We start from the raw sequence: 26,365 nt of genomic DNA, 5'->3' as shown, positions 1-26,365 counted from the left end.
ACACCACCATCAACCAGCCTCAGCAGACACCCCAACTCCTCCGACAACGACACGGTCCCCGCAACTCCTCAACTCGAGGTGTTGCGAGGACCGCGGGGACTATCTCGCTAACGGTGTTTCCGGCGGTGTTCTTCAGTAGGTTTCGGCTGCCGGGAATCGGTCGCCGAAGGTGATCGCGAACGCGTTGAGCGCTGGTTTCCACCGCATGGCCCATCGTGCCCGGCCGGTGCCGGTGGGGTCCAGCGAGCGGGTCACGAGGTAGAGACACTTCAGCGCGGCTTGTTCGGTCGGGAAGTGGCCGCGGGCCCTGATCGCGCGCCGGTAGCGGGCGTTCAGGGACTCGATCGCGTTCGTGGAGCACAGGACCCGGCGGATCTCGAGGTCGTAGTCCAGGAACGGAATGAACTCCTCCCAGGCGTTGTCCCACAACCGGACCACCGCCGGGTAGCGCTGTGCCCACTTGCCGGCCAGCTCGTCGAACGCGGCCCGGGCGGCGGTGGCGTTGACGGCGGTGTAGATCGGCTTGAGATCGCGGGAGATCTCCGGCCAGTACTTGCGGGAGACGAGCCGGATCGTGTTGCGGATCAGGTGGATGATGCAGGTCTGCACGATCGCCGGCGGCCACACGTTGGCCACCACCTCGGGCAGGCCCTTCAACCCGTCGCAGACGACGAAGAACACGTCCCGCAGGCCGCGGTTGCGCAGGTCGGTCAGCACGGTCATCCAGAACTTCGCGCCCTCGCCACTGCCCGCGGTGCCTGCCCACAGCCCGAGCACGTCGCGTTCGCCGGCCAAAGTGACACCGATCGCGGCATAGAACGGCCGGTTGGCGACCTGCCCGTCGCGGACCTTGACCACGATGGCGTCGATGAACACCGCCGCATACACCTCGTCCAGCGGCCGGCTCGCCCAGCTGGTCATCTCCTCGATCACCTTGTCGGTGATCCGGCTGATGGTCTCCTTGCTGACCGAGGCGCCATAGATCTCGGAGAAGTGCGCCGAGATCTCACCGGTGGTCAGGCCCTTGGCATACAACGACAGCACCACCTCGTCCACACCGGACAACCGGCGCTGCCGCTTCTTCACGATCTGCGGTTCGAAGGTCCCGGCCCGGTCCCGCGGCACGTCGAGCGCGACCGACCCGGAGTTCTCGGTCAACACGGTCTTCGACCGGGTGCCATTGCGGACGTTGCCCGAGTCGGCCCGGCCCCCCTTCTCGTGGCCCAGGTGCTCGGTCAACTCCTCGTTCAACGCGGTCTCGAGCACCATCTTGTTCAACTGCTTCAGCAGCCCGTCCGGGCCGGTCAGCGACAGCCCCTGCTCCTTGGCCAACCGCACCAACTGAGCCGCCGCCTGCTGCTCGGCCGACTCCCTCATCTGCTTCTTCTTGCCTGCCACATCCGGCAGTGTCGCGGTCATCGCCGCACCTTCCCCGCCAACCCTCACAGTCGGCGCGTCGGGCCGGAAACACCGTTATGCGGACAGTCCCGGACCGCGTGAACCCGCCGTTGCCGGGGCCTTTCGTTTGTGTCTGGAACTTGGGTGAGGGCTATTCAGAAAGGCTCTCGAATCCGCGACTTCGTCGGTTGACTGCGGCGTGCCACCGGCGAATCTCCAGCACTCACCAAACGCGTCAATCCGGCCTCGCCAACTACCTGCTGAGCGCGCCGCATCACCGGGCGGGAAGGTTGATGAGTGCTGGACGTCCGAGGATGGAACCGCCGGCCTGCCGACGGTGGGGTCAGCACGGCGGTCGAGGTCAGGAGACGAGCGCGTCCGCCAGGCGCTCGACGGGGCTGAAGGCGACATCCAAGCCGCCGGCGCGGGCTGCCGGGATGCCGTACGGGCCTGCGAGTACGGTCCGGCGAGACGTCCGAATAACCCTCTGTCTAGAAGAAGACGCTGCGGCGCTGCATGAGCAATGCGTAGAGCGTCTGCTGGATGGTCTCGCGGACCTGGTCGGTCACGTTGAAGACCAGCATCGGGTCGTCGGCGGCCCCGTCGGGGAACTCGTCGGTGCGGATCGGCTCGCCGAACTCGATCAGCCACTTGGACGGCAGCGGGATCAGGCCGAGCGGCCCGAGCAGCGGGAAGAACGGCGTGACCGGGATGTACGGGACGCCGAGCAGCCGGGCCAGCGAGGCGATGTTCCCGACCAGTGGATAGATCTCCTCGGCGCCGACGATCGAGCACGGCACGATCGGTACGCCGGTCCGCATCGCGGCGCTGACGAAGCCGCCGCGCCCGAAGCGCTGCAGCTTGTACCGCTCCGAGAACGGCTTGCCGAGTCCCTTGAAGCCCTCCGGCCAGACCCCGACCAGGTTGCCCTGCCGGAGCAGCCGCTCGGCGTCGTCGTTGTTGGCCAGCGTCGCGCCGCCCTTACGGGACAGCTCGCCGACGAACGGCGTCTGGAACACCAGGTCCGCCGCGAGCGTGCGCAGCGGCCGTCCGGTGTGGTCCGCGACGACCACCTGGGTGACGAGCCCGTCGAGCGGCATCGTGCCGGAGTGGTTCGCGACGATCAGCGCGCTGCGGTCGGACGGGATGTTCTCGATCCCCCGGACCTCGACCCGGAACCACTTCTCCACCATCGGCCGCAGCATCGGCAGCAGCACCTGGTCGGACAGGTCACGGTCGTATCCGAACTCGTCGAGCTCGTAGTCGCCGGTCAGCCGCCGGCGCAGGAACGCCAGCCACTCGGCGACCCGGCGCTCGCCGTCCTCGCCGAACAGCCCACGGACGGCCCGCTCCAGTCCCGCGAAGTCCAACGGCGGCAGCTCGGGTCCGTCGACGTCCGGTACGGCGCCGGCCGGCTCGCCCTGGAGCTCTGCCGCCCGCGAACCCGCGGCGACGTCGTCGGCGCTCTTGGTGGCGCGGCCCTTCTTCGCTCGGCCGGCCTGTCCGGCGAGCGCCCGCGCCGCGGCCGAAGGCGTCGTACGGCGTCCGGTACCCCGGCCCGGGCGACCGCCGGAGCCGATCGGGATCACGTCCGCGTCAGCCACGCAGCGCCCCCAGGCCCGCGGTGAGCAGGCTCGACACCCGCGTCGTCGCGCCGGTCCCGAGCGACCGCCGGAAGTCGTCGAAGGCCTCCGCGGTCGTGTACTTCGGCTCGAACCCGAACTCGGTGCGCATCCGCGTGGTGTCCACGCCGCGCCCGAAGGTGAGGAAGGTGATCTGGTCCGGCGAGAAGTCCGCCAGCCGGGTCCGCCGGACGGCGGCGGCGGTGCCGGACGCGGTGAACGAGGGCATCCGCAGCGTCGGGCGGCCGAGCCGCCGAATCGCCTGGGACAGCGAGAGGACGCCGTCACCGGCCAGGTTGAACGTCCCGGGCAGGTCGTTCACGGTCGCGTGGTGGATCGCCTCGACGCCGTCGTCCTCGTGCAGGAACTGCAGGCGGGCGTCGTACCCGAGGACGGTCGGGACGACGGGCAGGCCGAAGTACCGCGTGATCGGAGAATCGGTTTTGGGACCGATCCAGTTCGCCATCCGCAGCGTGCTGACGCAGACGTCGGGACGGCGCCGGGCGAAGCCGCGCACGTATCCCTCGACCTCGACCGCGTCCTTGCTCAGCCCGTGGTGATGGATCGCCCGCGGCGCCATCTCCTCGGTGAACATCGCCGGATCCCGCGCACCCGCGCCGTACACCGTGGTGGACGACTTGACCACCAGCTTGGCCACGCCGGGCGCCTTCTGGCAGGCGGCGAGCAGCTGCATGGTGCCGATGACGTTGATCTCCTTCATCGACGACCGGCCGCCGGCGCTGCCGGGAGTGGCCACGACGCCGGTGTGGACGACCGTGTCCACGGCCTCGGCGGCGATCACCTTGGCGATCACCGGGTTACGGATGTCGGCCCGGACGAACCGGACCCGCCCGAGCTCCGCGCGCGGCGGAACCACATCGATACCGAGAACGGTGCCGATCGACGGGTCTTCGGCCAGTCTGCGGGCACAGCGAGCGCCGGCGTCTCGCGAGACGCCGGTCACCATCACCACCTGTGCCACGGGCAACTCCCAGCCGACCGGGCGCGGCAGACCTGCTTACTTACCGAGCTTGCGGCGCTGCACCCGCGTCTTCTTCAGCAGCTTACGGTGCTTCTTCTTCGCCATACGCTTGCGGCGCTTCTTGATTACGGAACCCACGGTGGACCATCCAAACTCAAAGAGAACGTCGGCAAAGCTTACCCGCAGGTCGCTTCCCCGACCTAAAGCAGGCTCCGTAGGTAGGGTGGACAGGGACCTGGGGAGGCTGGATGAAGGCCCGGAAGACTGCGCGGTACGACGGTCTGGCGGAGTGGTACGACGAGCGGTTCGTGGTCGACGCGGAGCCGCATCAGCCCGGTCTGCTGGACCTGCTCGGGCCCGGATCCGGGCCGTGCCTGGACATCGGCTGCGGCACCGGACGCAACCTCGGCACGATCCGGGTCAGCGGCCGGACCCCCGTTGGGTTGGACTACTCGATCGACCAGCTCGGCCGTGCCCGGACGCGCACCGACGGCCCGCTGCTGCACGGTGACGCCGCGGTCCTGCCGTTCGCCGACGCGTCCTTCGACACGGCGGTCTCGATGTGGATCTCGACCGATGTCGACGACTTCGGCGCCGTCCTGCGGGAGGCGGCCCGGGTGCTGCGGCCGGGCGGCATCCTGGTCGCGTACGGCGTGCACCCCTGCTTCAACGGACCGCATGTCGTCTACGAGGACGACGGTCGCCGGACCGTGCATCCGACGTACCGCCAGTCGGGCTGGCACACCGACATGCCGTGGTGGGGCGAGGACGGGATCCGCCGGCGGATCGGCATGTCCCACCTCACCCTGGCCGACTACCTGAACGCCGTCGTCGACAGCGGTCTGGTCATCGAGCGCTTCGAGGAGCCCGGCGGTTACGACATCCCGCACGCACTCGCGTTCCGGGCGCGGAAGGCTGAGGACCTAGGCCGCCTTCCGGATCGCGACCGGGGCGATCGGTTCGGTCAGGACGGCCAGGTGGGGTGTGGCGGTCTTGGTGCTGGTGCTCGCGTAGGCGGCGGGAGTGAAGGCGACGGCGGCCAGGCCCAGGGTCGCGATGGTGCCTACGGCAACGCTCTTGACGAAACGGATCGGCATCGGGAGCCTCCTTCAGGTTGGTGATTCCATCCTGGTCTCGCGGCCTGCGACGGTGCTGCGAGATTCCTGGGAGGTCCCTGGGAGGTCCGGGTACCGTGGCGGCATGGCGTACGTCGCGTTTCTCGCCGGGCTGGCGGCGGTGCTCGCGGGGCTGACCTGGTTCGCCCGGTGGGCCAAGCGCCACGGTCGCGGCTCCGGGGTGGCCGGCGCGCTGGCGGCGTACGAGGAGGCGTATCGGACGACCGCGCACCAGTCGCACCACGAACTGCGCCGGCAGGCCGGCCGGAAGTCCGAGTCCGGCTCTCCGGACGACCTCTAACTGAGGTAGCCGGCGATCGGGCCGAGGGTGAGCAGGCCGCTGCCGGCCGCGTGTTCGCCGGCCGCCGGAGCGAGAGCAGCTCGCGCTCTCGCCAGCAGCTCGGGATCTCTCGTGTTGTGGGCGGTGAATGCCCAGTACGCCTCGAACAGCAGCCCAGGCGGCGGATCCGGCGATCCGTGCACCCACGGGGCGTGCGGTCCGTAGTCGGCCTCGGGGATCGGTTCGTCATGCCGTACGGCGTGCGCGGCCAACGCCAGCGGGAGAAGCCCCTCGCTCAGGCCGGGCATGCCCGCGCCGTCGAGCAGCGCGGCGGCGGCGCGGTAGGACTCCGGGGTGTCGTCGCGCAGCGCGGCGTACCAGCGGGTGAAGACGGCGACGAGCGGCAGCTCGTGCCGGGCGGCCAGCGCGTCGGCGGCTGCGGCGTGGTCGTCGGCCGCGGTGTGGTCGGCTCTCGCGCACGCGGACTGCAGACGGATCAGATGGCCGAGAACCTCGTAGGTGAAGAGGTTGTGGCGCTGCGCGAGTGTGATGAGTTCGGCGCCGATCGTGTCGCGTTCGGCCGCGAGGCCGGCGCGGTAGCAGGTCTGCATGAACAGGCCGTTCAGCGCGAACGCGAGCAGCGCGGGATCGTCGAGACCGCGGGCGAGTTGCTCGGCCTCGAGCGCTGCCTCGCGGGCCCGCGGCGACCGGGAACCGCGGGACTCGAGCGCGATCGTGGCGAGCAGCCGCGCGCGGGGGCCGGCGTGATCCTGTGTCGGCAGCACCCGTTCCGCCGCCGCGACGATCGCGGCCGCCTGCGCCTCGTCGTCGGAGCGGGTCCAGATCGCCGGTACGTCGTACGCGCCGATCACGCGCGCGGTGAGATCGGGGTCGCCGAGTTCCGCGGCCGCCGAGATGGCGGCGAGGCGATGCCGGCGGGCCGCTTCCAGGCCGCCGCCTCCGGTGACCGCGAGGTTGCGCAGCAGGCCGACCGTCGACTCGATCCGCGCGCGGGTGCCGCCGACGGCACGGTCGTACGCGGCGGTGGTCTCGGCCCAGACGGTGCCGGCCGGCGTCAGATGCGCCGCCTGGTTGAGGATGTCGCCCTCGAGCCGGCTCAGCGCGGGACCGGGATCGACGCCGAGCTGATCCACCAGGGTCTCCCGGGCACGGCGCAGTACGGCGAGAGCGTCGCCCTGGCGCTCGCTCCGGTACAGCGCGAGCGCCAGCAACCGCCACGCGTCCTCGCGCCACGGATGCTCGGTGACGTGTGCGTCGAGATCCGGCACGGCCTCGGCCGCTCGTCCCAGCTCCAGCCGCGTCTCCGCGACCCGCTCGACCACCTGCAGCCGCAGCTCGGTCAGCCGGGCACGCTCGGCCGACGCCCATGGCTCGTCCACGAACTCGGCGTACGCCGGCCCTCGCCACAAGGTCGATCCGGCCAGGAGTTCCGGCAGGAGCTGTTCCGGGGGCAGCGAGGCCCTGGCCGAGGTCTCGAATCGCCACGCGTCGACGTTGTCGGTCTTCAATGCGTAGCCGGGGCCGGACGTCACCAGCAGCCGGGCGGGTTGCCTGGGCGCTCGGTCGGGCTCGATCGCGCGGCGCAGCGCGGCCACGAACGTCCGCACGGCGCTCAGGGCGCCGTCGGGCGGATCGGCCCACAGATCGTCCACCAGCACGCTCGCCGGCACGACCCGCCCTCTCGCCACGATCAGCCGCGCGAGGACCGCCCGGTGCCGCCGGCCCTTCAGCTCGACCGGTCTCCCGTCCCGGGCCACCACCGGCCCCAGCACACCGAACTCCACGCGGCCACGGTAGCGCTCATCCGTTGCTCATCCGGATCCACGACGCTGGTCGGCATGTTGATCGAGGGTTTTGAGTACCAGCAGGTCGAGGGCACAGACGGGGTCGACCTGAACGTCGCCGTCGGCGGATCGGGTCCGCCGATCGTGTTGTTGCACGGGTTTCCGCAGACGCACCTGATGTGGCGGCACGTCGCTCCGGCGCTGGCCGCGAATCACACCGTGATCTGCCCGGACCTCCGCGGGTACGGCGAGAGCGGCAAACCGGCCGACGGGTACTCGAAGCGGGCCATGGCGGCCGATATCGTCGCGGTGGCCGGTCGGTTGGGTCATCGGCGGTTCGCCCTGGCCGGGCACGACCGGGGAGCGTTGGTGGCGTTCCGCGCGGGTCTTGATCACCCGGATGCCGTCTCCCATCTGCTGTGTCTGGACGTTCTGCCGAACCTCGACATGTGGGACGTCATGCAGGGAGCCAGTGCTGCGGTCGGCTTCCACCTCTACCTGATGGCACAGCCGCCCGGCCTGCCGGAGCGGATGATCGCGGCCAGCTCGGACGAGTTCTTCGGATACTTCCTGGATCAGTGGGTCAACGATCCCGCGGCGATCCCGTCCGACGTCCGCGCGGCGTACCTGGAGGCCTGCCGGCGCGCAGTGCCGTCGATCGTCGCGGACTACCGCGCCACGGCGACCGTCGACATCACCCACGACGAGCAAGACCTCGCCCGCGGCACCAAGTTGCGAATGCCGGTGACCGTGATCCAGCAGGACTGGGGCGCCGCCCTCGGCTTCGACGCCGCCGCCCGCTGGAAGACCTGGACCACCAACCTCCACCACCAAACCACAACCTCTGGCCACTTCATGGCCGAGGAATCCCCCACCGAGATCACCACAGCCATCCGGACCCTTCTCAACCGCTAGACGGTTGCCCCCTCGAGGTACGCCGCGGACTCCGCGAGCTCGGACAGGGCGTCTGGCAGCGATGTGCTGATGATGTGGCCGTGGCGCTTGACTGGGGTGCCTGCGACCAGGACTGTATCGACGTTGCCGGGGTGGGCGGATGTCACCACAGTGGCCACTGGGTCGTGTAAGCCGCCGGCGAGGTTGAGGTCTGTGGTGCGTAGCAGGATCACGTCGGCCTGGTTGCCGATCGCAAGCGATCCTACGTCGGGCAGGCCCAGTGCACGCGCGCCGGCGGATGTCGCCAGCTGCAGGATCTCGGCGGAGGAGAAGGTCTGATAGCCGAGGGAGAGCACCTCGTGCATGGCGCGGAACATGTCGCCGCCGGCTGTTGTCACGACGTCGACACCGAGGCTGAAGTCGACGCCGGCTGCTCGCAGGCGGCCGGCTAGTGGCTGGCCCATCTCCATGCGGGCCTCGACGGTCGGTGTCGCGGAGACGGCCGCGCCGGTCTCCGCGATCACCTTCAGCTCGGAGTCCGGCAGGTTGTTGCCGTGAACGTACAGCGTGGTGGGCCGCGCCAGCCCGGTGTCCCGCAACCGCGTGACCGGATCGGGCACGTCCGAACTGCTGCTGATGTGTACGACGACCGGCACCCCGAGAGCATCCGCGAGCCCCCAGTCCGCCCGCACGGTCTCGAACGGCGCGAACGACGGCCCGATCGCCGCCACCGCGACCCCGAGCCGCCCGGAGCGGCGGGCCAGCACCCGGCGCATCTCCCCCGCATCCACGGCGCCGCCGCTCAACGGCGACGGCCCGTAGCCGAAGACGGCCCGGATGCCGCTACGCTCCAGCGCGTCCAGCGCCGCGTCGGCGTGGTCGGGGGTGCGCTGGACGTGTGAGTAGTCCTGCACGGTGGTGATCCCGGCGTCCAGGCACTCGAGCGCGCCGACGAGGTTGCCTGCAGCAACGTCCTCCGGCCGGAACCGTGACCCGTGGGCGCCGAGCACCCGCTCGAAATAGGTCCCGAGCCCGGCGTCGACCGCGATCCCCCGCAGCGCCGTCTGCCACAGATGCCGATGGGTGTCGACGAATCCGGGCAGCACGATCCGCTCCCGCGCGTCGATCACCTCCGCGTCGACCTCCAATCCCGGCCCGACCGCGGCGATCCGTCCGTCCTCGATCAGGACGTCGGTGTCCCGGCGGACGACGACCTCCGGGGAGGTGTCGATCACCGTCCCGCCCTTCAGCAACAGCCTCACGAGCATCTCCCTCAGTAGAAAGCTTTAAGGAAAGCTATCATCAAAGAAAGCTAGGCTGTCAACCGTGACCGACGACCCTGTGGACCGGGTGATCGCCTCCTGGGAGCACGAGCTGCCCGAGGTGCTCTATCCGACCAGCGAGCTGACGAAGCGGATCATGCTGCTCGCCGGCGAGCTGAACTCGGCGACCCGGCGGGTGCTCCGCGACCTGGAGCTGACGATGGCGGAGTTCGACGTGATCGTCTCGCTGCGCCGGTCCGGGGCGCCGTACCGCCAGAAGCCGTCCGACCTGGTCCGGATCCTGTTGCTGTCCTCCGGCGGCACGAGCAATGTGACGAACCAGCTGGTCCGCCGCGGCCTGGTCGTCCGCGAGCCCGACCCGGACGACGGTCGCGGGACGCAGGTCCGGCTGACCCCGGAGGGAATCAGCCTCGCCGAGCAGGCTGTGAAGGCCAGCTCGGCCGCCCACGCCGAGCTGTGGGCCGACATCCCGGCCGACACGCTGGAGGCGGCCACCGCCGCGCTACGAGGCCTGTCCGCCCGCCGCCGGTAAACCCCGCGCGGACAGACAACGAGGCGGCCCGACCCCTCAGGGCCGAGCCGCCTCGTTCTCGTTGTTATCCGGCTTGAAAGAAGGCGCCCTTGAGGTAGTCGTGCACGGCGTCCTCCGACACCCGGAACGAACGACCCACCCGCACCGCGGGCAGCTCACCGGAGTGCACCAACCGGTACACCGTCATCTTGGACACGCGCATGGCCGTGGCGACTTCCGCCACGGTCAGGAACTTCACCTCGGCGAGCGGCTGCTCACCACCGGACTTCTTTGATGCCATTGCGCACCGCACTTCCAGCACGGATCGTGCGCCGGCTTCCCCTCCGGCACCTCCGTCCGTGCATGTCACGAGCCTAGTGGCTGTTGGTACGAATGGGAAAGAGGGGGACTCGTGTGACTCACCAGCTCGGGTCGAGACCGAGCAGCGGGAAGCTCGCGTCACGGGTCGCCTTGATGGCGCGGTCCAGCCAGGTGTCGGGGTTGTAACCGTTCGACCAGTCGACGTACGACGCGTCGCGGCCGTCCGTCATCCGCAGCGGCGCGACCCGCCCGAACCGCAGCTGGACCTCCTCGCGCCAGGCGTCCGGCACCGGCGTCGCGGGGTCGATCGGCGTACCGGCGACGATCGCCAGCAGATGCGTCCAGGCCCGCGGCACGACGTCGATGATCGCGTACCCGCCGCCGCCCGTGGCGACCCATTTCCCGTCCGCCACCTCGTGCGCGAGGTCGTGCAGCGCGACGTACGCCGCCCGCTGCCCGTCGATCGTCTTCGTGAGGTGCGCCAACGGGTCCTCGACGTGCGAGTCGCAGCCGTGCTGCGTGACCAGCACGCTCGGTCGGAACGCCTTCACCACGTCGGGTACGACGGCGTGGAACGCGCGCAGCCAGCCCGCATCCCCGGTGCCGGGCGGCAGCGCGACGTTGACCGCCGTACCCTCGGCGTCCGGTCCGCCGGTCTCACCGGCGCTTCCGGTGCCGGGGAAGAGTGTGGTCGGCGACTCGTGCAGGCTGACGGTCAGCACCCGCGGGTCGTCGTAGAACACGGTCTGTACGCCGTCCCCGTGGTGGACGTCGACGTCGACGTACGCGACCCGCTCGGCGCCGTGGTCGAGCAGCCACCGGATCGCGATCGCCGGATCGTTGTAGACGCAGAATCCGCTGGCCTGGTTGGGCATCGCGTGGTGCAGGCCGCCGGCGACGTTCGCGGCGTGCAGGACGTCCCCCTCCCAGACCGCGCGGGCGGCCTCCACGGTCGCGCCGGCGATCCGCGCCGAGACCTCATGCATGCGCGGGAAGCAGTACGTGTCCGACGTGCCCAGGCCGTGCACCGGATCGGCCTCGTCGGGGTGGTCGCCGGCCGCTTTCACCGCGGCCACGTACTCGGCGGTGTGCACGGTCTCGAGCAACGCGTCGTCGGCGGTCGGCGCGGGCGCGACCTTGAGATGGTCGAGGACGCCGAGCTCACGGGCGAGCTTGATGGTCAGCTCCACCCGGATCGGACTCATCGGGTGTCCCCGGCCGAAGTCGTACGCCGTCAGCCCGTCGTCGAACACCAGCAACGCCTCACCGCTCATGCCCTCGACCTTAACCGTCGCGCCTGCGCAAGCGCGGGTCCGAAGCCGCTCCAACCGGGTTGAGCGGGGTCCGGGCTCAACAGGCACGGACGGCGCGACACCCCTCCCTGGCCGCGCCGGCCCCGCCAGCGGTCCAACAGTCGATTCATCGGCGCCGGACTGCAAAGCGTTACAGATTTTGCCGTCGGAGGCGCAGAAACCGCAGATTCTGGGTCCGCCGCGGCATCGGGCGACTGCGGACAGTGAGATTCGGACTTGCGAGTACCCTCGGTCGGCCGCCACAGTTCTCCGGTGAGGCAAATGAAACCCAACCGGCGGCAGATCTTTACAGTAGGAGCGGCGGCCGCGGCCGCCGCGACGGTGGCCGCCTCGACCGAGACCGCATCCGCCACCACGTCGTCGGACACCGGGCCGTACGGCTCCGGCGTGCTCGGCTCCTGGGCCAGTGCGACCCGTGCCATCTCCACCGCGGCGCAGTTCCAGCACACCCGTGAGACCAACGGCGTGTTCATGTTCGGCGACAGCATCTCCGTGCAGGACGGCAAGGCGCTTGCGATCCGGCTGCAGGACCGCGACGGCAGCCAACTGGCCGTCAACAACTGGTCCAGCCGGCCGACCTCCGGCGCGGTCGACGCACTCCAGCAGTGCGCGTCGGCGTACGGTCTGCCGCGGCGGGTCCTGATGGCGAGCGGCTCCAACGACATCTTCGACCCGCCGAAGTTCGCCGCCCAGGTGGCCCGGGCGGTCAGCATCGTCGGCCAGAACCGGATCCTGTACTGGGTCAACATCCAGGTCGTCCGCAAGAGCGTGACCTCGACCGTGCAGCTCGCCGACCAGCGGAACAGCTCGTGGCTCAACATGCAGCTCTACGACCAGCAGGAGAAGTACCCGAACCTGCGGATCATCCGGTGGGCCGAGTGGCTCTGGGTCAAGCCGTACCGGCTGCTCAACTACCTGCGCGACGGCGTGCACCCGACGGTGCCGCTCGGTCAGGACGCCCGCAACGAGCTGATCGTCCAGTCGCTCGTCCAGCGTTGAGTTATGCTGAATCCGTGAACACGAACTTGCAGCTGTGGTGGGCCGCCTAGGGCGGTCCACCCGGCGTGTTCGCACGCAGCCACTGAGGCCGCCTCGCCGAGGCGGCCTTTTTCATGTCCTCGGTGGGGCCTCACACACCACCGAAAGGGCACGATCATGACCTCGCTTTCCGGCATCACCCCGTCCGGCCGGCTGACGCTCGGCAACCACCTCGGCGCGCTGCGCCGGTTCACCGACCCGGACGGTTTCTACTTCGTCGCGAACCTGCACGCGATGACGACCAAGCACGATCCGCGAAGACTCGCCGCGCTGACCCGCGAGTTCGCGACGCTGATGCTCGCGGCCGGTGTCCCCGAGGGCACCGTCTTCGTCCAGTCCGACGTCCCCACGCACGCCCAGCTCGCGTACCTGCTGGAGTGCACGTCGTACGTCGGTGAGCTGTCCCGGATGATCCAGTACAAGGAGAAGGGCAAGGGCCGCCCGATGACGCGGGCCTCGCTGTTCACGTACCCGTGCCTGATGGCCGCGGACATCCTGCTGTACGGCGCGGAGCAGGTCCCGGTCGGCGGCGACCAGGACCAGCACGTCGAGCTGGCCCGGGACATCGCGATCCGGTTCAACCGCGAGTACGGCGACACGTTCGTCGTACCGCAGCTGAACAAGGCGGCGCTCGCGACCCGGGTGAAGGACCTGCAGAACCCGACCGCGAAGATGAGCAAGTCCGACGCCGACGACGCGATCGGCACGATCCGGCTGCTGGACCCGCCGGACGTCATCCGCCGGCAGATCATGCGCGCGGTCACCGACTCCGGGAACGAGGTCCGGCACGACGAGGCGGACAAGCCGGGTATCACGAACCTGCTGGAGATCCTCGCGGCCTGCACCGACGGCGATCCGGTCGAGCTCGCGAAGTCCTACGCATCGTACGGCGCGCTGAAGCAGGACGTCGCGGACGCGGTGCTGGCCGTCATCGAGCCGCTGCAGAAGGAGTACGCGCGGCTCACGACCGACCGCGGCGCGATCGAGGATCTGCTCGCGCAGGGCCGGGACCGGGCGCTCGAGGCGAGCACACCGCGACTCCGGGCGGCGTCCCGCGCGATGGGTTTGGCAGGATCACCTGTATGAAGATCCGCGCCGCTTCGTTCAACATCCGCAACTCCTCCGCGCCCGACGGCGACAACGCCTGGCCGGTCCGGCGGAAGGCGACGGTGGCGGCGATCGAGCACCTGGACCCGGACGTGGTCGGGCTGCAGGAAGTGCTGCCCGACCAGCTCGACTACCTGCGCTGGCGGTTCCCGAAGCACGAGCTGGTCGGCGCCGGCCGGGACGACGGCATGAGCGCGGGCGAGCACGCCGCCGTCCTGGTCCGGCCCGGCGACTGGCGGATCGAGCGGCACGAGACCCGCTGGCTGTCCGACGACCCCGGGACGCCGGGATCGATCGGGTGGGACGCCGACCTGACGCGGGTCGCGACCCTGGTGTGGCTGCGGCACCGCAACGGTACGACGGTCGGCCTCGTCAACACGCACTACGACCACGCGGGCGAGGTCGCGCAGCTGCAGTCGTCCCGGCTGATCGCGCGCTGGATCACCGGGTCGCTGCCGTGGATCGTGATGGGTGACCTGAACGCGACACCGGACTCCCCGCCGCTGAAGACGCTGGTGGACTCCGGGCTGCGCCTCGCCGTACCGGCCGCGGCGGGCGGCAGCTGGCACGACTTCACCGGCGCGACCGACGACGACCGCATCGACCACATCCTCGTCACGAAGGAGTGGACCGTGACCGAGGCGGCCGTCTCGCACTACCGCCCGGACGGCCGCGTGCCGAGCGACCACTGGCCGTTGTTCGCGACGCTAGAACTTCAGTAGGACCTCTTCGCGCAGCCGTTCCAGCGCGTCGAACCGCCGGTTGCCCTCACCGAGGAACGCGTCCGGGACCAGCAGTTCGTCGATCCCGGCCGCCGGGTACTGCGCGACCACGTCGAGCACCTCCTGCGCCGACCCCATCACCACATGGGCCCCACGCTGCTCCAACCGGGCCTTCCGCTCGGCTGCCTCGGTGTCCCCCGGGTCGACGATCTCGAGGAAGGTCTGGGCCGACCGCCTGACGGTCCGGGGATCCCGCCCCACCCGCTCGCAGTGCTGGGCGAACACCTCGCCCTTCTGCGCCGCCAGAGCGGGACGTCCCCAGTGGTTCCACTCGTCCGCATACCTGGCAACGATGCCGAGGGCAACCTTTTCGCCGGACGCGCCGATCAGGATCGGGAGCTGCGCCGGTTTCGGCTCACAGGGCGCGTCCGACAGCTGGTAGTACTTGCCGTCGAAGGTCGTCCGCTCCTGCGTCAGCAACCCCTTGATGACCTGGCATGCTTCCTCGAAGCGCTTGAGCCGCGGCTCGATCGGCGGCAGCTCGATGCCGTACGCCGCGTGCTCGTTCACCTGCCAGCCCGCACCGATGCCGAGCACGAACCGGCCGTTCGCCATTTGGTCGATGGTCGCGGCCGCGCTCGCCACCACGGCCGGGTGCCGGTAGGTGTTGCCGAGCACCATCGTGCCGACCCGGACCCGCTCGGTCCGCGCGACGATCCCGGCGACCAGCGCCAGCGCCTCGTTCACCGGGACGCTCAGATCGTCCCCGTTCTGCAGGAAATGGTCAGCGATCCACACGCCGTGCCAGCCGGTCCGCTCGGCGTACTCGGCGCCGTCGAGCACCGACTGCCAGTCCCGGGAGGCCGCAGGCCACAAAGAGAAGTCCATGCCGTCATCCTCTCTCCTGCGCCTCCAGCACCGCTTCGCCGTTCTCTTCTGCCCACTCTGTGAGCAACCGGACCGGTCCCATCAGCGTGCGTCCGAGTTCGGTGAGCGCGTACTCGACCCGAGGGGGTACGCCGCCGTGGTCCGTACGGGCAACCAGACCGTTGGTCTGCAGGCGGCGCAGCGTCTGGGTGAGCACCTTCTTCGAGATGCCGCCGATCAGTTCGAGCAGCTCGGAGTGCCGTCTGGCGTGATCGTTGAGACCCCACAGCACCACGACCGCCCACTTGTCGGCGATCACCTCGACCGCGAGCCGGGCCGGGCAGTCGGCCAGGAAGACATCTCCGGGTTCCACTCCGTGCACAGCGGTCAGGGTACCCAGAGGTTCCCACGGCGCTGTCTAGCGTCTGCCGCATGAGCAGACTTCCCGAGAGCAGCTACCGGCTCTTCGACGAGCCGAAGGACGTCACGATGATCACGATCGACCCGGACGGGTCGCCGCAGGCCGCGCTGGTGTGGGTCGGGCGGGACGGCGACGACCTCCTGATCGGCGTCGAGGAGAAGCACCGCAAGACCCGGAACCTGCGCCGGGACCCGCGGATCACGTTGCTCGTGCAGGACGACCGGATCAGCCCGCGCGGCCTGACGCAGTACCTGGTCGTGCGCGGAACCGTGCAGTTGGAGGGACCCGGCAACCCGGCGTACAAGACGCTGATGGACCGGCTGGCGCGGAAGTACCTCGGCCAGGAGACGTTCCCGTTCGGCAGCGAGCAGGTGTACGCCGGGGCGACGGTCGTGCGGGTGCGGGTCGAGAAGGTGACCGGGGAAGGGCCGTGGGCGGTCAGATGACGATGTGCCAGCGGAGCAGGAAGGCGCCGATCGAGAGCACGACGTAGAGCAGGACGAGCGCGGCGCCGATGCCGGGGCGCGGGCGGTGGCGGCGGACCGGGGTGGTCAGGGAACGCTCGCGCAGGGCCTCCATCACCGCGGCGACCTCGGCGGTGCGGTCGGTGGGAATGCCGTTGATCTCGTGCTCGTCCGGGCCGCGGGTGAGCACGACGTTGTCGTCGCCGACCTCGATCTTGCCGACGTCCTGCCAGGCCAGGCTGCGGATCAGCATGCTCGTCCGCGCCTTCAGGCCGCTCGGGAACAACTCGACGCGGTACAGCACGACGCCGCCGGCGACCCGGACGACCGACGCGCCGATGATCGTCAGCAGCCCGACGGCCAGCATGTCGCGGGCGCCCATCCACAGCCACGAGTTCAGCGCCGGCACGACGACGAACGGCAGCACGAACAGCGTCCAGGCCCACCACGGCGCCGGGTCCAGCGGCACTCGCCACGGGAGCGGCGGCACCTCCTGCTGCGGCGCAGGCGCGGCGACCGGCTCGACCGAACCATTAGTCATGGGCGGACTCATCCCTCGAACATGGTGGGAAACCTCGGCGCCCACCTTAACGCCACCCGCGCGAGAGGTGTTACTCGGCGGCCAGGGCCCGTGACCGGTTGCGAGCGGCCTCGATCGCGGACAGGAACGCGGCGCGGACCTTGTGGTCCTCGAGCTCCCGGACCGCGGCGGCCGTCGTACCGCCCGGAGACGTCACACGCTCGCGAAGCACCGTCGGGTGCTCGCCGGTCTCGCGCAGCAGCTTCGCGGATCCGACCACGGTCTGCACCACGAGCTCGGTCGACGTACCGCGCGGCAGGCCCATGTGGACGCCGGCCTCGATCATCGCCTCGACGACGAAGAACAGGTACGCCGGACCGGAGCCCGAGATCGCGGTGACCGCGTCCTGCTGCTTCTCCGGCACCCGGATCACCCGGCCGGTCGCGGCCAGCAGGCTCTCGGCCAGCTCCAGGTGGCTCTCGTCGCAGTGCGCGCCGCGGGAGATGGCGGCCATCCCCTCGTCGACCAGGGCGGGCGTGTTCGGCATCACCCGGACGACGGCCACGCCTTCCGGCAGCCGCGACTCGACGAAGGTGGTGGTGATACCGGCGGCGAGCGAGACGACGGTCTGCGACGGCCGGACCGCCGGGGCGATCTCGGCGAGCAGGTCCGGCATGTCCTGGGGCTTCACCACCAGGACCAGCGTCTCGGCCTGCTTCGCGGCCTCCACGTTCGACACGACGTCGACGCCGTACCGCTCACGCAGCTCGGCGGCACGCTCCTCCCGGCGCTCGGTGATCAGGAGGTCCTCCGGTCGCCGCCCGGCCCGAATCAGCCCGGACAGCAACGTCTCCCCCATCACCCCGGCCCCGAGAACGGCCACCTTTGCACTCATGCCCACAGACTACTGACGAACTGCTCAGATCCCGGTCCCGCTGCCCACCAGGCGGGACATAGGCTCTCCTCTCCCACTCCTCCGCCCCGAGAAGAGACCGCCCATGCGAATGCTGCGCGCCCTCGCCGTCCCCGCCGCCGCTCTCCTGCTGGCCAGCGGCCTGACCCAAGTCACCGCCGCCACACAAGCCGTGGCCGCCTCCGGAGCTGCCGCTGTCGTGCAGGCCGCCGACACCGACACGGATGACGGCGACACCGGAACCCTGACCAACCCGACCATGGCCACCGTGGTCGCCCCCGCGGCGATGTCGACGGCAGGCTATTCGTACACGTCGCCCGTCGACCACTGCATCCTCTACGGCTACGAGATCGGCGCCACTTGCTACCAGTGGGTCGGTGACGACCAGTGGGTGGTGGACGGCATCGCCAACGGCTGGGCCGCCGTGGTGCACGTACAGACCAACTACGGCAAGGACCGGTACTGCCAGGCGCTCCCGTCCGCTGACGGCTGGGGGAAGTGCAACTACGACCACGTCGAAGGCAAGTGCGTCCGCTGGCAGATGTACGAGCTCAAGGACGGGGACACTCGGAACTTCACAGGCTGGAGCGCCTGGTACGGCACGCAGTACGGCTATCCGTGCTGATTACTTCTTGGTGATCAAGGAGCGGGCGAAGAACTGCAGGTTGGCAGGGCGCTCGGCGAGGCGCCGGACGAGGTAGCCGTACCAGTCCTCGCCGTACGGGACGTAGACGCGGACCGTGTGGCCGAGGCCGGCCAGCCGGAGCTGCTCCTCAGGGCGGATGCCGTACAGCATCTGGTACTCGTAGCTGCCCGGCTTGCGCCGCGCGCGGTCGGCCAGCGCGCCGGCGATCCGGATCAGCCGCGGGTCGTGCGACGCGATCATCGGGTAGCCCTGGCCGTTCATCAGGATCTTCAGGGCGCGGACGTAGGCCTTGTCGACCTGGCGCTTCTCCTGGAACGCGACCGACTCGGGCTCCTTGTAGGCGCCCTTGCAGAGCCGGACGCGGGAGCCGGCGTACGCGAGGTCGCGGCAGTCGGCCTCGGTACGCCGCAGGTACGCCTGCAGGACCGCGCCCGTCGCCGGGAAGTCCTGGCGCAGCTCACGGAGGATCCCCAGCGTCGAGTCGGTCGTCGTGTGGTCCTCCATGTCCAGCGTGACCGTCGTCCCGGCGTTGCGGGCGGCGAGGCAGATCGTCCGCGCGTTGTCGAGCGCGATCTTCTCGCCGTCACCGGGCAGCGCCTGCCCGACCGCGGACAGCTTCACCGAGACCTCGGCGTACTTCGTCAGGCCGGCCGCGGACAGCTTCTTGAGCAGCTCCAGGTACGCGTCGGCGGTCGCGGTCGCGGCGGCCGGATCGGTGACGTCCTCGCCGAGATGGTCGAGGGTGACGCGCAGCCCGTTGCTGACCAGCTTCTCGGTGGCCAGCACCGCCTCCGGAGCGGTCTCACCGGCGACGAAGCGCGCGACGATGCCACTGGACACCGGCAGCGACGCCACCGCCTTCTTGATCTGGGGACTGCGGGACACACCCAGCAGCATTCGCCGAAGCACTCCGTGTTCCTCCTCAACCAGGGGTCACTGGTTCGATAGTCGCACCCCTGCTTGTTAGAGGATGCGCCTATGCCCATCTTCAAGCGCCGCCGCCGGAACGCTGTGGAGGCCGACCCGATCGGCGCGTTCTGGTCCTGGTGGTCGAGCGCCGGAGCCGGCGGCGTAGCGGACGCCGTCAGCCGCCGGGAGCCGACCGGCGCGAACGCGGAACTGAACGAGCGGGTCGCCCGCATCCACCCCGACCTGGAGTGGGAGCTCGGTCCCGGGCTGCACGCCGAGCACGTGCTGATCGTCACCGCGGCGGGCAACCCGGCGCAGCGTGCGATCGCCCGCCGCTGGCTGCGCGCCGCCCCGCCGTCCGACCATGTCTGGGAGTACGCCGACCTGCGCCGCCCCGGGCCCGCGGTGACGCTGCAGTTCGACGGGCTCCCGCCGGTCGCGATCGACGAGTCGCTGGTCTCGATCGAACCCGACGCGGCGGCGGTGCACGTCGGCGTCCACCACCCGGTGTTCTCGTCGCTGCCGGTGGACGCGCAGCGGCGGGTGACGTTCCTGATCCTCGACCTGGTGCTCGGCGAGGAGATGGTGGAGACGTGGGTGGGCGCGATCGACACGCTGCCGGACGCGCCGCAGGACGCCGTACCGGTGACCGAACTGCTGCCGGCGGTGGCCGGGTTCGCCGCCGAGCACACGCTCGAGGACGGCAGCCCGGCGTGGAAGATGCTGGAGGGGACCCGCGACGGGCAGCGGGTGATCGCGACCGCCGAGTACCCGCTGCGGTCGATCCGCCGGCCGCATCTCGACACCCACGTGGCGGTCGCCATCCACTATCCCCTGGTCCGCGAGGACGGGCTGCCCGAGTCCGAGATGCTCGACGAGCTGCGGGCCTTCGAGGACCACCTCACCGACCGCCTCGGCGGCTCCGGCAACCTGCTCGCCCACGAGACGTCCGCCGGCGTCCGGATCCTGCACTACTACGTCGACGGCACCACGCCCGCCGACGCCCAGCTCCAGGCCGCCACGACCGGCTGGCCGCACGGCAAGGTGGCGCTGACCGCCTCCCCAGACCCCGCCTGGCAGAACGTCGCGCACCTGTCGGGGTGATGCAACCTGGGAGTCCGGGCTTTTCGTCTTGAGGGGGAGATGGAGAGTGGAGGCGCGGATGGCGGAGCGGGACCGGGAGTTCGTCGAGTTCGTCGAGGGAGCCGAGGCGGCGTTGCGGCGGACGGCGTTCCTGGTGTCGGGTGACCGGCACCGGGCCGACGACATCGTCCAGGACGCGCTGTACAAGCTGTACCTGGCTTGGCCGAAGGTACGGCGGGTGGGCAACCCGTTCGCGTACGCCCGCCGGACGGTGGTGAACGCGGCGTACGACGGGAAACGCCGGCCGTGGCGCCGGGAGGTGGCGATCGCCGACGTACCGGACCGGGCCGGTGACGACGACTTCGCGGTCGGGCACGCCGACCGGGACGAGGTCCTGGCGGCCCTGCGATCGCTCGGTCCGCGGCAGCGCGCCTGCGTCGTCCTGCGGTACTACGAGGACCTGTCCGTCGAGCAGACCGCGGACATCCTCGGCTGCTCCACGGGCACCGTGAAGAGCCAGGCGGCACGTGGTCTCGAAACTCTCCGACGAGCCATCGACCAGCGGCGGACGAGCCGGGCGCTGTGAAGGAGAACGAGATGGAAGACGTACGAGAGATCAGCGCCGAACTGCACCGGCTCGCCGAGTCGGAGACGATGCAGCCGCTGGACACGACCGAACTACTGGCCCGCGGCCGCCGCACCAGGCGCCACCGCAAGCTGCTGGGCGCGGGCGGTGCGGTCGCAGGCGTCGCGGTGATCGCCCTCGGCGCCAGTCTGCTGCCCAACCTGAGCTCGGCCGACAACCAACCGGGGATCGCCGGCAACCCGCCCCATCGGTTCGAGGCCGTGCCGGGAGTGCCGCGCGGCGAGGCCGGCGCGGACCAGCGGATCACCATGGCCGAAGCGCAGCGCCGCTGTGAGCTGCGGAATCCGGACGAGAAGCGCAAGCTCGTGGACACCAAGGGAGCCCGGTCCGGCCACCTGGCGCTGTACGACATGAAGGTCGGCGACAAGAAGAACAAGTGCATCGTCCCCGGCGGCGACAAGCCGTCACCCGAGTTGGTCGCGGCGGCAAACAAGGATCCGATGCCGAAGAGCATCGCCGGCAAGCTCCGCAACTGTTCCGTCCTGGCCTGGGTCGACGTGACCGGCTGGCAGGTCGTGGCGTCCGACGAGTCGAAGCCTCTCGGACAGGCCGAGGTGGTTGTGATCTCCCCCACCGGCCACAAGGTCATGGAGTGCTTGCTGCAAACGAACGTCCCGTTCGAGACCGGCCTCCAGGGCAATACGAGGTTCGCGACGCTGACCAACCTCACCAGCAGCGACCCGGTGCTGAACCCGGCCGACAAGTCCGCTCGCACCGATATGTACGTCGGCGGAGGCGGCAGCGGGCCTTGCACCGCAGGGATCTGCAAGGGGTGGGGAATGAGCGGCTGGGGCCGAGTCGGCTCGAAGGACGCCGTCACGGTCCGCCTGCAGATCGCGAACGGCCCGGCCTACCAGGTCCCGGTCGGCGAGGGCGGCTGGTTCGCCTTCACCTGGAAGAACTCAGCGGTCCACCAGCAGAAGACGTACCCGAAGGTCGCGGCGTACGACAAGGCCGGGAAGATCGTCAAAGTCTTCGAATAGTTATCAACCGAACGGCGGCCTCGTTGGTCTTACCCATCGAACTTTTCGAAGGGGGAGACATGGGGAAACTTCGTACGACCTTGACCTTGCTCGCGGCGGCCGGACTGGCCGCCGCGGGCGTGAACACCGCCGTCGCCGGGACGACGGCAGCCACCGCGTCCTGCGGGCTGAACCTCGGCTCGGTGACGGCGGGTGGTGATCAGACACTGCAACGGCTGACCGCGTCGGCACCGCCGGCGGCCGGCGCGCGGAGCGTCGTACCGAACGTGTACGCCGACGGCGCGGCGCGGATGGTCGCGACACTCGTCAACGAGGCGACGGCGACCGGCAGTTCCCGGTCCGGGCGGGTCGTGCTCGGGGACTCGATGTACCAGCACTGGCTCGAGCTCGACAAGAGCGGCAAGGTGACGTCGTCGGAACTGGCCCGGATCGGCGGCGGATGGAGCAGGTTCGTCGACCACGAGACGTCGGTGTTCAACGACGACCCGGCGCACCCGCGAACCTACGAGTACGCGCTCCGCTCGGACGGCGTGCTGTTCCGGTGGGTCGTCGGCGACACCGGCGCCTGGAAGGCGTACGGATCGGCGTCCGGGTTCGCGGCGGTGAAGTCGATGACGCTGATCAGCAAGGCCGCGGCGTACGACACGTTCCTCGCGAACACCCGCGGCGGCGCGCTCTACACCATCCGCATCCCGGTCAACTCCCAACTGCGGCCGGTCGTCACCAAGGTGCGGTCAGCGACCTGGCAGGGCTTCGAGACGCTCGTCGCCGGCGGTTGTGGCAACTACGGGACCGTTGTCGTCGGCATCGACAAGGAGACCAAGTCGGCGTACCTCTACACCTTCGGTCACGCGGACGGGGCGAAGACGTCGATCACCGGCCACGGAAAGGTGCCGGGCACCTTCGCCGACCCCAGCTACTTCCGCTGGGCCCCGCCGGTGAAGTCCGACTGGCTGTTCGGCGAGTAGGACAGGTCTGGCGCGCGCACCCCACGGCGCGCGCCAGATCCCCTAAGCCGTACGGCGTCTGAGGGTTGCCGCACCCAGGCCCAGAGCCGCCAGGATGAAGGCGACGACCACCAGCGTGTCACCGCCGACGCCCGAGGTGAATCCGTTGCCTGCGGCAACTCCCAGGACGGCGTCGACGGCGTAGGACAGCGGCAGGACGTCGCTGATCGCGTGCAGGACCGTCGGCAGCTGGTCGCGGGGAACGAGCAGGCCGCACAGCAGGATCTGCGGGATCATCACGGCCGGCATCATCTGCACGGCCTGGAACTCGGTCGCCGCGAACGCGCTCGCGAACAGGCCCAGCGCCGTACCGAGGACGCCGTCGAGGACCGCGACCACACCAAGCTGCCAGGCGTCGCCCTGGATGTCCAGATCCAGCAGGTACAAGGCGATCGAGACGACCACCAGCGCCTGGACGACGGCGATCAGCGCGAAGGCGAGCGCGTACCCGAGCAGGAAGTCCAGCTTGCCCATCGGCATCGTGAACAGCCGGGACAGGGTGCCGCTGGACCGTTCGCGCAGCGTCGCGACCGACGTGACCACGAACATGACGATCGACGGGAAGACCGCGAGCAGCGGTCCGCCGATCCGGTCGAAGACCATCGGGGAGTCGGTGAACATCCACCACATCAGGCTGACGAGCAGGGTCGGCAGCACGATCAGCATCGCCACCGTCCGGTGGTCCCGGCGCAGCTGCGCCAGCACCCTGGCCGCAACGGCGAACGTCACCCGCGGGGTCATCGCGCACCAGCCTTCCGGTCGATCAGGGTGAGGAACGCCTGCTCCATCTCGCCGGCGCCGGCCGACGCGAGCAGCGCCTGCGGCGTGTCGTCGGCCAGCAGTTCGCCCTCGCGCATCAGCAGGAGCCGGTCGCAGCGGGAGGCCTCGTCCATGACATGGCTGGAGACGAGCAGCGTCGCGCCGCCGTCGGCGAGCCGATGGAAGAGCGCCCAGAGATCGCGCCGCAGCACCGGGTCGAGCCCGACCGTCGGCTCGTCGAGCACCAGCAACTCCGGGTCACCGAGGAGCGCGGCGGCCAACGAGGCCCGCGACTGCTCGCCGCCGGACAGGCGGTCGACACGGACGTCCGCACGGTCGGCGAGGTCGACAGCCTCGATCACCCGTTCGACGTCGCCCGACGCGACCCCGAGGACCGCCGCGAAGAAGCGCAGGTTCTCGGTGACGGTCAGATCGCCGTACACACTGGGCTCCTGCGTCACGTAGCCGATCCGCCCGCGCAGCTTCGGCGCGCCGGCCGGCAGCCCGAGGACCGAGACGTCGCCGGTCACCCGCGCCTGCAGGCCGACGATCGCGCGGATCAGCGTCGTCTTGCCACAGCCGGACGGCCCGAGCAGCCCGGTCACGGTCCCGGCCCGGAGGTCGAACCCGACCCCGTGGAGGACCTCCCGGTCGCCGCGCACCACGACGACGTCACGGCAGCTCACCGCGTTTTTCATCATATGATGAATTTAGCGCGAACCAGGACCGACGGCAACAGGGAGATTCAGACGACGGCGTACCCGGTGGCCCGGCTCAGCGCGTCCAGTGACGGGTCGCCGTACCGCTCCCGCAGCGCCGCGAAGCGCGTCACCTTGTCCGCGCCGAACCGGCCGACCTCAGCGGCGTAGGTGTCACCGGAAAGGAACACCGGCGGCCGCCGCTTGCTGTGGAACTTGTCCGCGTACAGGACGAGTTCCTCCTCGGGCGTCCGCGGCAAATAGTCGTCGACCGGGATCGGCAGCGCCTGCCGTACGACGTCCTCGCGCGTGATCCCGACGCCGGTGTGACACGACGCGAACCGGCAGATCTCGACCGGGAACCCCAGCGACGCGAGCACTGCGTGCCCGAGGACGCCATGCCGCACGTATGCCGTCGAGTCCAGGCGGTAGACCCCGATGTCGTGCAGCAGAGCGCCCGCCCGCACCAGGTCGGCGTCGATGTCCAGGCCGGCGAAGAACTGCGAGGCGACCGAACAGACCAGCCGGCAATGCTCGTACACCAACTCGAACGACGACCGGCTCGGCGCGTGGTCGCGGTGCAGCGCGCGGATCTCCCGATCGGTCGGGATCTCCATCAGCCGGAGACGTACTGCTGGATGGCCGGCGCGATCCGGTCGACGAGGGCGTCCAGGCCGGCCGAGGCCACCGGCTCGAGCTCGACCACGTAGCGGGTCAGCGCCAGCCCGATCAGGTGGCTCGCGATCAGCGCGACCCGCAGCTTCGCGTCCGGGACGTCGATGAACCGCGAGACCGGCTCCAGGATCATCCGGGTCATCCCCTCGCGCATGATCCGGGCGACCTCGTCGCTGGTCACGACGCTGCGCAGCATCGCCTTCATCCGCTGCTGCCCCTCGTCGGACTCCCAGACGCCGAGGAACACCGTCGCGATCCGGCGGCCGAGGTCCTCGCGGGAGCCGTCCAGGATCGCCGCGGCCACCTGCCGCGGATCCAGCGGCAACGCCATCGCCTCGATGAACAGCTCGTCCTTGCTGTCGAAGTAGTGGTGGACGAGCGCGGCGTCGACACCGGCCTGGCGCGCGACCGCACGGATCGAGGTCGCCGCGAATCCCTTGTCCGCAAAGGATTCCCGGGCCGCCCGGAGGATCTCGCCCCGGGTGTCGGGCCCGCCCGGACGGCGTCCCGGCGTACGGCGGGCGACCGTCACGGAGTCAGCTCCGAGATCTCCCCCTCGGGGGTGACCGCGAACGGCGTCCGGCGGGAGACCGCCTTCACGAAGTGCTTGCGGGTGAACTCCAGCGACTCGACCAGGTCGATCTCGCGCTCGGACCGGCTGGCCGCGCGGCGAGTGTTGATCTCGATGACGATGTGACCGCGGAAGTCCTGCTTGGCCAGGGCGGTCAGCAGGTCCGCGGCGCGCTGCGTGCCGCGGCCCGGCACCAGGTGCTCGTCCTTCGCGGAGCCGGTGCCGTCGGTCAGGTGCACGTGGGTGAGACTCTTGCCCATCGTCGCGGCCAGCTCGACGCAGTCCTGCTCCGCGGTGGACGCGTGCGACAGGTCGAGGGTGGTGTGCGCGTAGCTCTGCTCGGTCGGGTCCCAGCTCGGCGCGTACGCCTGCAGGCCCTTGCCCGGCGCCCGCCACGGGTACATGTTCTCGACCGCGAAGATCACGCCGGTCTCCGCCTCCAGCCGCGCGATGCCCTCGACGAACCCGCGCGCGTACTCCCGCTGCCAGCGGAACGGCGGGTGCACGACGACCACATCGGCGCCGAGGTCCTTGGCCGCCTCCGCGCTGCGCTCGAGCTTGCCCCACGGGTCGGTCCCCCAGACCCGCTGGGTGATCAGCAGGCACGGCGCGTGGACCGCGAGCACCGGCAGCTGGTGGTAGTCGACGAGGCGCTGGACCGCGTCGATCTGGGTGCTGAGCGGATCGATCCCGACCATCACCTCGACGCCGTCGTACCCGAGCCGGGCGGCCAGTTCGAAGCCGCTGGCGGTGGACTCGGGGTAGACGGAGGCGGTGGACAGGCCGATCTTCGCGGTCGTACGGGGGTTCAT

The 26,365-nt window shown here is 70.1% G+C and carries 31 protein-coding genes; 13 read left to right on the top strand and 18 right to left on the bottom strand.

Annotated features, from left to right (window positions below; translation table 11 throughout):
• Window positions 1–132: 132 nt before the first annotated feature.
• The 4 genes from AB0I12_RS21015 to AB0I12_RS21000 form a co-directional block, all read right to left on the bottom strand.
• On the bottom strand, window positions 133–1,377 hold the full coding sequence (locus AB0I12_RS21015; RefSeq protein WP_359932141.1) for an IS256 family transposase: 1,245 nt from the start codon (window positions 1,375–1,377) through the stop codon (window positions 133–135).
• A gap of 512 nt (window positions 1,378–1,889) precedes the next feature.
• The gene (locus AB0I12_RS21010) at window positions 1,890–3,002 is read right to left on the bottom strand and encodes a lysophospholipid acyltransferase family protein (protein ID WP_359932117.1); all 1,113 of its coding nucleotides are present in this window, start codon (window positions 3,000–3,002) and stop codon (window positions 1,890–1,892) included.
• On the bottom strand, window positions 2,995–4,002 hold the full coding sequence (locus AB0I12_RS21005) for an NAD-dependent epimerase/dehydratase family protein (protein WP_359932114.1): 1,008 nt from the start codon (window positions 4,000–4,002) through the stop codon (window positions 2,995–2,997). Before AB0I12_RS21005 ends, AB0I12_RS21010 begins: the two co-directional genes overlap by 8 nt.
• Before the next feature lie 36 nt (window positions 4,003–4,038).
• Window positions 4,039–4,140, bottom strand: coding sequence for an AURKAIP1/COX24 domain-containing protein (locus AB0I12_RS21000; RefSeq protein ID WP_008356322.1), 102 nt, complete (start codon window positions 4,138–4,140; stop codon window positions 4,039–4,041).
• Window positions 4,141–4,250: 110 nt separating this feature from the next.
• Between AB0I12_RS21000 and AB0I12_RS20995 the strand changes: the two genes are divergently transcribed.
• Together AB0I12_RS20995 and AB0I12_RS20990 are read left to right on the top strand one after the other, a co-directional pair.
• Entirely contained in the window at window positions 4,251–5,123 is an 873-nt protein-coding gene (locus tag AB0I12_RS20995) for a class I SAM-dependent methyltransferase (protein WP_359932109.1), read from the top strand.
• A 79-nt stretch (window positions 5,124–5,202) separates the two neighbouring features.
• On the top strand, window positions 5,203–5,418 hold the full coding sequence (locus tag AB0I12_RS20990) for a hypothetical protein (protein ID WP_359932107.1): 216 nt from the start codon (window positions 5,203–5,205) through the stop codon (window positions 5,416–5,418).
• Here AB0I12_RS20990 and AB0I12_RS20985 read toward each other — a convergent pair.
• Window positions 5,415–7,202 (bottom strand): BTAD domain-containing putative transcriptional regulator, encoded by a 1,788-nt coding sequence (locus AB0I12_RS20985; protein ID WP_359932104.1) that lies wholly within the window; start codon window positions 7,200–7,202, stop codon window positions 5,415–5,417. The genes AB0I12_RS20990 and AB0I12_RS20985 overlap by 4 nt on opposite strands.
• 54 nt (window positions 7,203–7,256) lie before the next feature.
• Here AB0I12_RS20985 and AB0I12_RS20980 point away from each other — a divergent pair, with 54 nt between their 5' ends.
• Window positions 7,257–8,117 (top strand): alpha/beta hydrolase, encoded by an 861-nt coding sequence (locus AB0I12_RS20980; protein ID WP_359932101.1) that lies wholly within the window; start codon window positions 7,257–7,259, stop codon window positions 8,115–8,117.
• Here the strand turns inward: AB0I12_RS20980 and AB0I12_RS20975 are convergent.
• The gene (locus AB0I12_RS20975) at window positions 8,114–9,358 is read right to left on the bottom strand and encodes an amidohydrolase family protein (protein ID WP_359932099.1); all 1,245 of its coding nucleotides are present in this window, start codon (window positions 9,356–9,358) and stop codon (window positions 8,114–8,116) included. The two genes, AB0I12_RS20980 and AB0I12_RS20975, sit on opposite strands and share 4 nt — an antisense overlap.
• Before the next feature lie 64 nt (window positions 9,359–9,422).
• On the opposite strand from AB0I12_RS20975, the gene AB0I12_RS20970 reads away from it, so the two are divergent.
• Window positions 9,423–9,911 carry a MarR family transcriptional regulator gene (locus tag AB0I12_RS20970; RefSeq protein WP_359932096.1) on the top strand — a complete coding sequence of 163 codons (489 nt, stop codon included), beginning with the start codon at window positions 9,423–9,425 and terminating at the stop codon, window positions 9,909–9,911.
• A 64-nt stretch (window positions 9,912–9,975) separates the two neighbouring features.
• On the opposite strand, the gene AB0I12_RS20965 is transcribed toward AB0I12_RS20970, so the two are convergent.
• A complete protein-coding gene (locus AB0I12_RS20965; RefSeq protein ID WP_012923942.1) occupies window positions 9,976–10,191 on the bottom strand; it encodes a helix-turn-helix domain-containing protein in 216 nt (71 codons plus the stop codon).
• A 118-nt stretch (window positions 10,192–10,309) separates the two neighbouring features.
• Entirely contained in the window at window positions 10,310–11,485 is a 1,176-nt protein-coding gene (locus AB0I12_RS20960; RefSeq protein ID WP_359932092.1) for an acetoin utilization protein AcuC, read from the bottom strand.
• Window positions 11,486–11,785: 300 nt separating this feature from the next.
• On the opposite strand from AB0I12_RS20960, the gene AB0I12_RS20955 reads away from it, so the two are divergent.
• From AB0I12_RS20955 to AB0I12_RS20945, 3 genes are all read left to right on the top strand, one after another.
• Window positions 11,786–12,523, top strand: coding sequence for a hypothetical protein (locus tag AB0I12_RS20955; protein WP_359932089.1), 738 nt, complete (start codon window positions 11,786–11,788; stop codon window positions 12,521–12,523).
• 156 nt (window positions 12,524–12,679) lie between these two features.
• Window positions 12,680–13,648 carry a tryptophan--tRNA ligase gene (trpS, locus tag AB0I12_RS20950; protein WP_359932086.1) on the top strand — a complete coding sequence of 323 codons (969 nt, stop codon included), beginning with the start codon at window positions 12,680–12,682 and terminating at the stop codon, window positions 13,646–13,648.
• The gene (locus tag AB0I12_RS20945; RefSeq protein WP_359932083.1) at window positions 13,645–14,391 is read left to right on the top strand and encodes an endonuclease/exonuclease/phosphatase family protein; all 747 of its coding nucleotides are present in this window, start codon (window positions 13,645–13,647) and stop codon (window positions 14,389–14,391) included. Before trpS ends, AB0I12_RS20945 begins: the two co-directional genes overlap by 4 nt.
• On the opposite strand, the gene AB0I12_RS20940 is transcribed toward AB0I12_RS20945, so the two are convergent.
• Both AB0I12_RS20940 and AB0I12_RS20935 read right to left on the bottom strand, forming a co-directional pair.
• On the bottom strand, window positions 14,377–15,279 hold the full coding sequence (locus AB0I12_RS20940) for a TIGR03560 family F420-dependent LLM class oxidoreductase (protein ID WP_359932080.1): 903 nt from the start codon (window positions 15,277–15,279) through the stop codon (window positions 14,377–14,379). The genes AB0I12_RS20945 and AB0I12_RS20940 overlap by 15 nt on opposite strands.
• Window positions 15,280–15,283: 4 nt before the next feature.
• Complete coding sequence (locus tag AB0I12_RS20935) at window positions 15,284–15,640, bottom strand: helix-turn-helix domain-containing protein (RefSeq protein ID WP_359932078.1); 357 nt, start codon at window positions 15,638–15,640, stop codon at window positions 15,284–15,286.
• A 50-nt stretch (window positions 15,641–15,690) separates the two neighbouring features.
• On the opposite strand from AB0I12_RS20935, the gene AB0I12_RS20930 reads away from it, so the two are divergent.
• Window positions 15,691–16,125 (top strand): PPOX class F420-dependent oxidoreductase, encoded by a 435-nt coding sequence (locus AB0I12_RS20930; protein ID WP_359932075.1) that lies wholly within the window; start codon window positions 15,691–15,693, stop codon window positions 16,123–16,125.
• On the opposite strand, the gene AB0I12_RS20925 is transcribed toward AB0I12_RS20930, so the two are convergent.
• A complete protein-coding gene (locus tag AB0I12_RS20925; RefSeq protein ID WP_355694698.1) occupies window positions 16,118–16,684 on the bottom strand; it encodes a hypothetical protein in 567 nt (188 codons plus the stop codon). The genes AB0I12_RS20930 and AB0I12_RS20925 overlap by 8 nt on opposite strands.
• A 70-nt stretch (window positions 16,685–16,754) precedes the next feature.
• Complete coding sequence (proC, locus tag AB0I12_RS20920; RefSeq protein ID WP_359932072.1) at window positions 16,755–17,558, bottom strand: pyrroline-5-carboxylate reductase; 804 nt, start codon at window positions 17,556–17,558, stop codon at window positions 16,755–16,757.
• A 103-nt stretch (window positions 17,559–17,661) separates the two neighbouring features.
• Here proC and AB0I12_RS20915 point away from each other — a divergent pair, with 103 nt between their 5' ends.
• Entirely contained in the window at window positions 17,662–18,201 is a 540-nt protein-coding gene (locus AB0I12_RS20915) for a hypothetical protein (protein ID WP_359932069.1), read from the top strand.
• Here AB0I12_RS20915 and AB0I12_RS20910 read toward each other — a convergent pair whose 3' ends face one another.
• Window positions 18,202–19,131: a proline dehydrogenase family protein gene (locus tag AB0I12_RS20910; protein ID WP_359932066.1), complete on the bottom strand. Its 930-nt coding sequence runs from the start codon at window positions 19,129–19,131 to the stop codon at window positions 18,202–18,204.
• A 69-nt stretch (window positions 19,132–19,200) separates the two neighbouring features.
• On the opposite strand from AB0I12_RS20910, the gene AB0I12_RS20905 reads away from it, so the two are divergent.
• The 4 genes from AB0I12_RS20905 to AB0I12_RS20890 are packed head-to-tail and all read left to right on the top strand — an operon-like array spanning window position 19,201 to window position 22,811.
• Window positions 19,201–20,235 (top strand): DUF695 domain-containing protein, encoded by a 1,035-nt coding sequence (locus AB0I12_RS20905; RefSeq protein ID WP_359932063.1) that lies wholly within the window; start codon window positions 19,201–19,203, stop codon window positions 20,233–20,235.
• Between the two features lie 58 nt (window positions 20,236–20,293).
• Window positions 20,294–20,800, top strand: a complete 507-nt coding sequence (locus AB0I12_RS20900) for a SigE family RNA polymerase sigma factor (RefSeq protein WP_359932061.1) — start codon at window positions 20,294–20,296, stop codon at window positions 20,798–20,800.
• 11 nt (window positions 20,801–20,811) lie between these two features.
• The gene (locus AB0I12_RS20895) at window positions 20,812–21,843 is read left to right on the top strand and encodes a hypothetical protein (protein ID WP_359932058.1); all 1,032 of its coding nucleotides are present in this window, start codon (window positions 20,812–20,814) and stop codon (window positions 21,841–21,843) included.
• Window positions 21,844–21,902: 59 nt separating this feature from the next.
• Complete coding sequence (locus tag AB0I12_RS20890; RefSeq protein ID WP_359932056.1) at window positions 21,903–22,811, top strand: hypothetical protein; 909 nt, start codon at window positions 21,903–21,905, stop codon at window positions 22,809–22,811.
• Window positions 22,812–22,853: 42 nt separating this feature from the next.
• Here the strand turns inward: AB0I12_RS20890 and AB0I12_RS20885 are convergent, their stop codons facing one another.
• From AB0I12_RS20885 to AB0I12_RS20865, 5 genes are read right to left on the bottom strand one after another with little or no spacing between them, the layout of a single operon-like run.
• Window positions 22,854–23,591, bottom strand: a complete 738-nt coding sequence (locus AB0I12_RS20885) for an ABC transporter permease (protein WP_359932053.1) — start codon at window positions 23,589–23,591, stop codon at window positions 22,854–22,856.
• A complete protein-coding gene (locus AB0I12_RS20880; RefSeq protein ID WP_359932050.1) occupies window positions 23,588–24,310 on the bottom strand; it encodes an ABC transporter ATP-binding protein in 723 nt (240 codons plus the stop codon). Before AB0I12_RS20880 ends, AB0I12_RS20885 begins: the two co-directional genes overlap by 4 nt.
• A 44-nt stretch (window positions 24,311–24,354) precedes the next feature.
• Window positions 24,355–24,924 (bottom strand): HDIG domain-containing metalloprotein, encoded by a 570-nt coding sequence (locus tag AB0I12_RS20875; protein WP_359932047.1) that lies wholly within the window; start codon window positions 24,922–24,924, stop codon window positions 24,355–24,357.
• On the bottom strand, window positions 24,924–25,514 hold the full coding sequence (locus AB0I12_RS20870; RefSeq protein ID WP_359932044.1) for a TetR family transcriptional regulator: 591 nt from the start codon (window positions 25,512–25,514) through the stop codon (window positions 24,924–24,926). The genes AB0I12_RS20875 and AB0I12_RS20870 overlap by 1 nt, the downstream gene beginning before the upstream one ends.
• Window positions 25,511–26,365 (bottom strand): sugar phosphate isomerase/epimerase family protein, encoded by an 855-nt coding sequence (locus AB0I12_RS20865; protein ID WP_359932041.1) that lies wholly within the window; start codon window positions 26,363–26,365, stop codon window positions 25,511–25,513. The genes AB0I12_RS20870 and AB0I12_RS20865 overlap by 4 nt, the downstream gene beginning before the upstream one ends.

It is taken from the genome of Kribbella sp. NPDC050459, from assembly GCF_040655315.1.
Classification (GTDB): domain Bacteria; phylum Actinomycetota; class Actinomycetes; order Propionibacteriales; family Kribbellaceae; genus Kribbella.
This window is presented reverse-complemented; position numbering and strand designations above follow the sequence as displayed.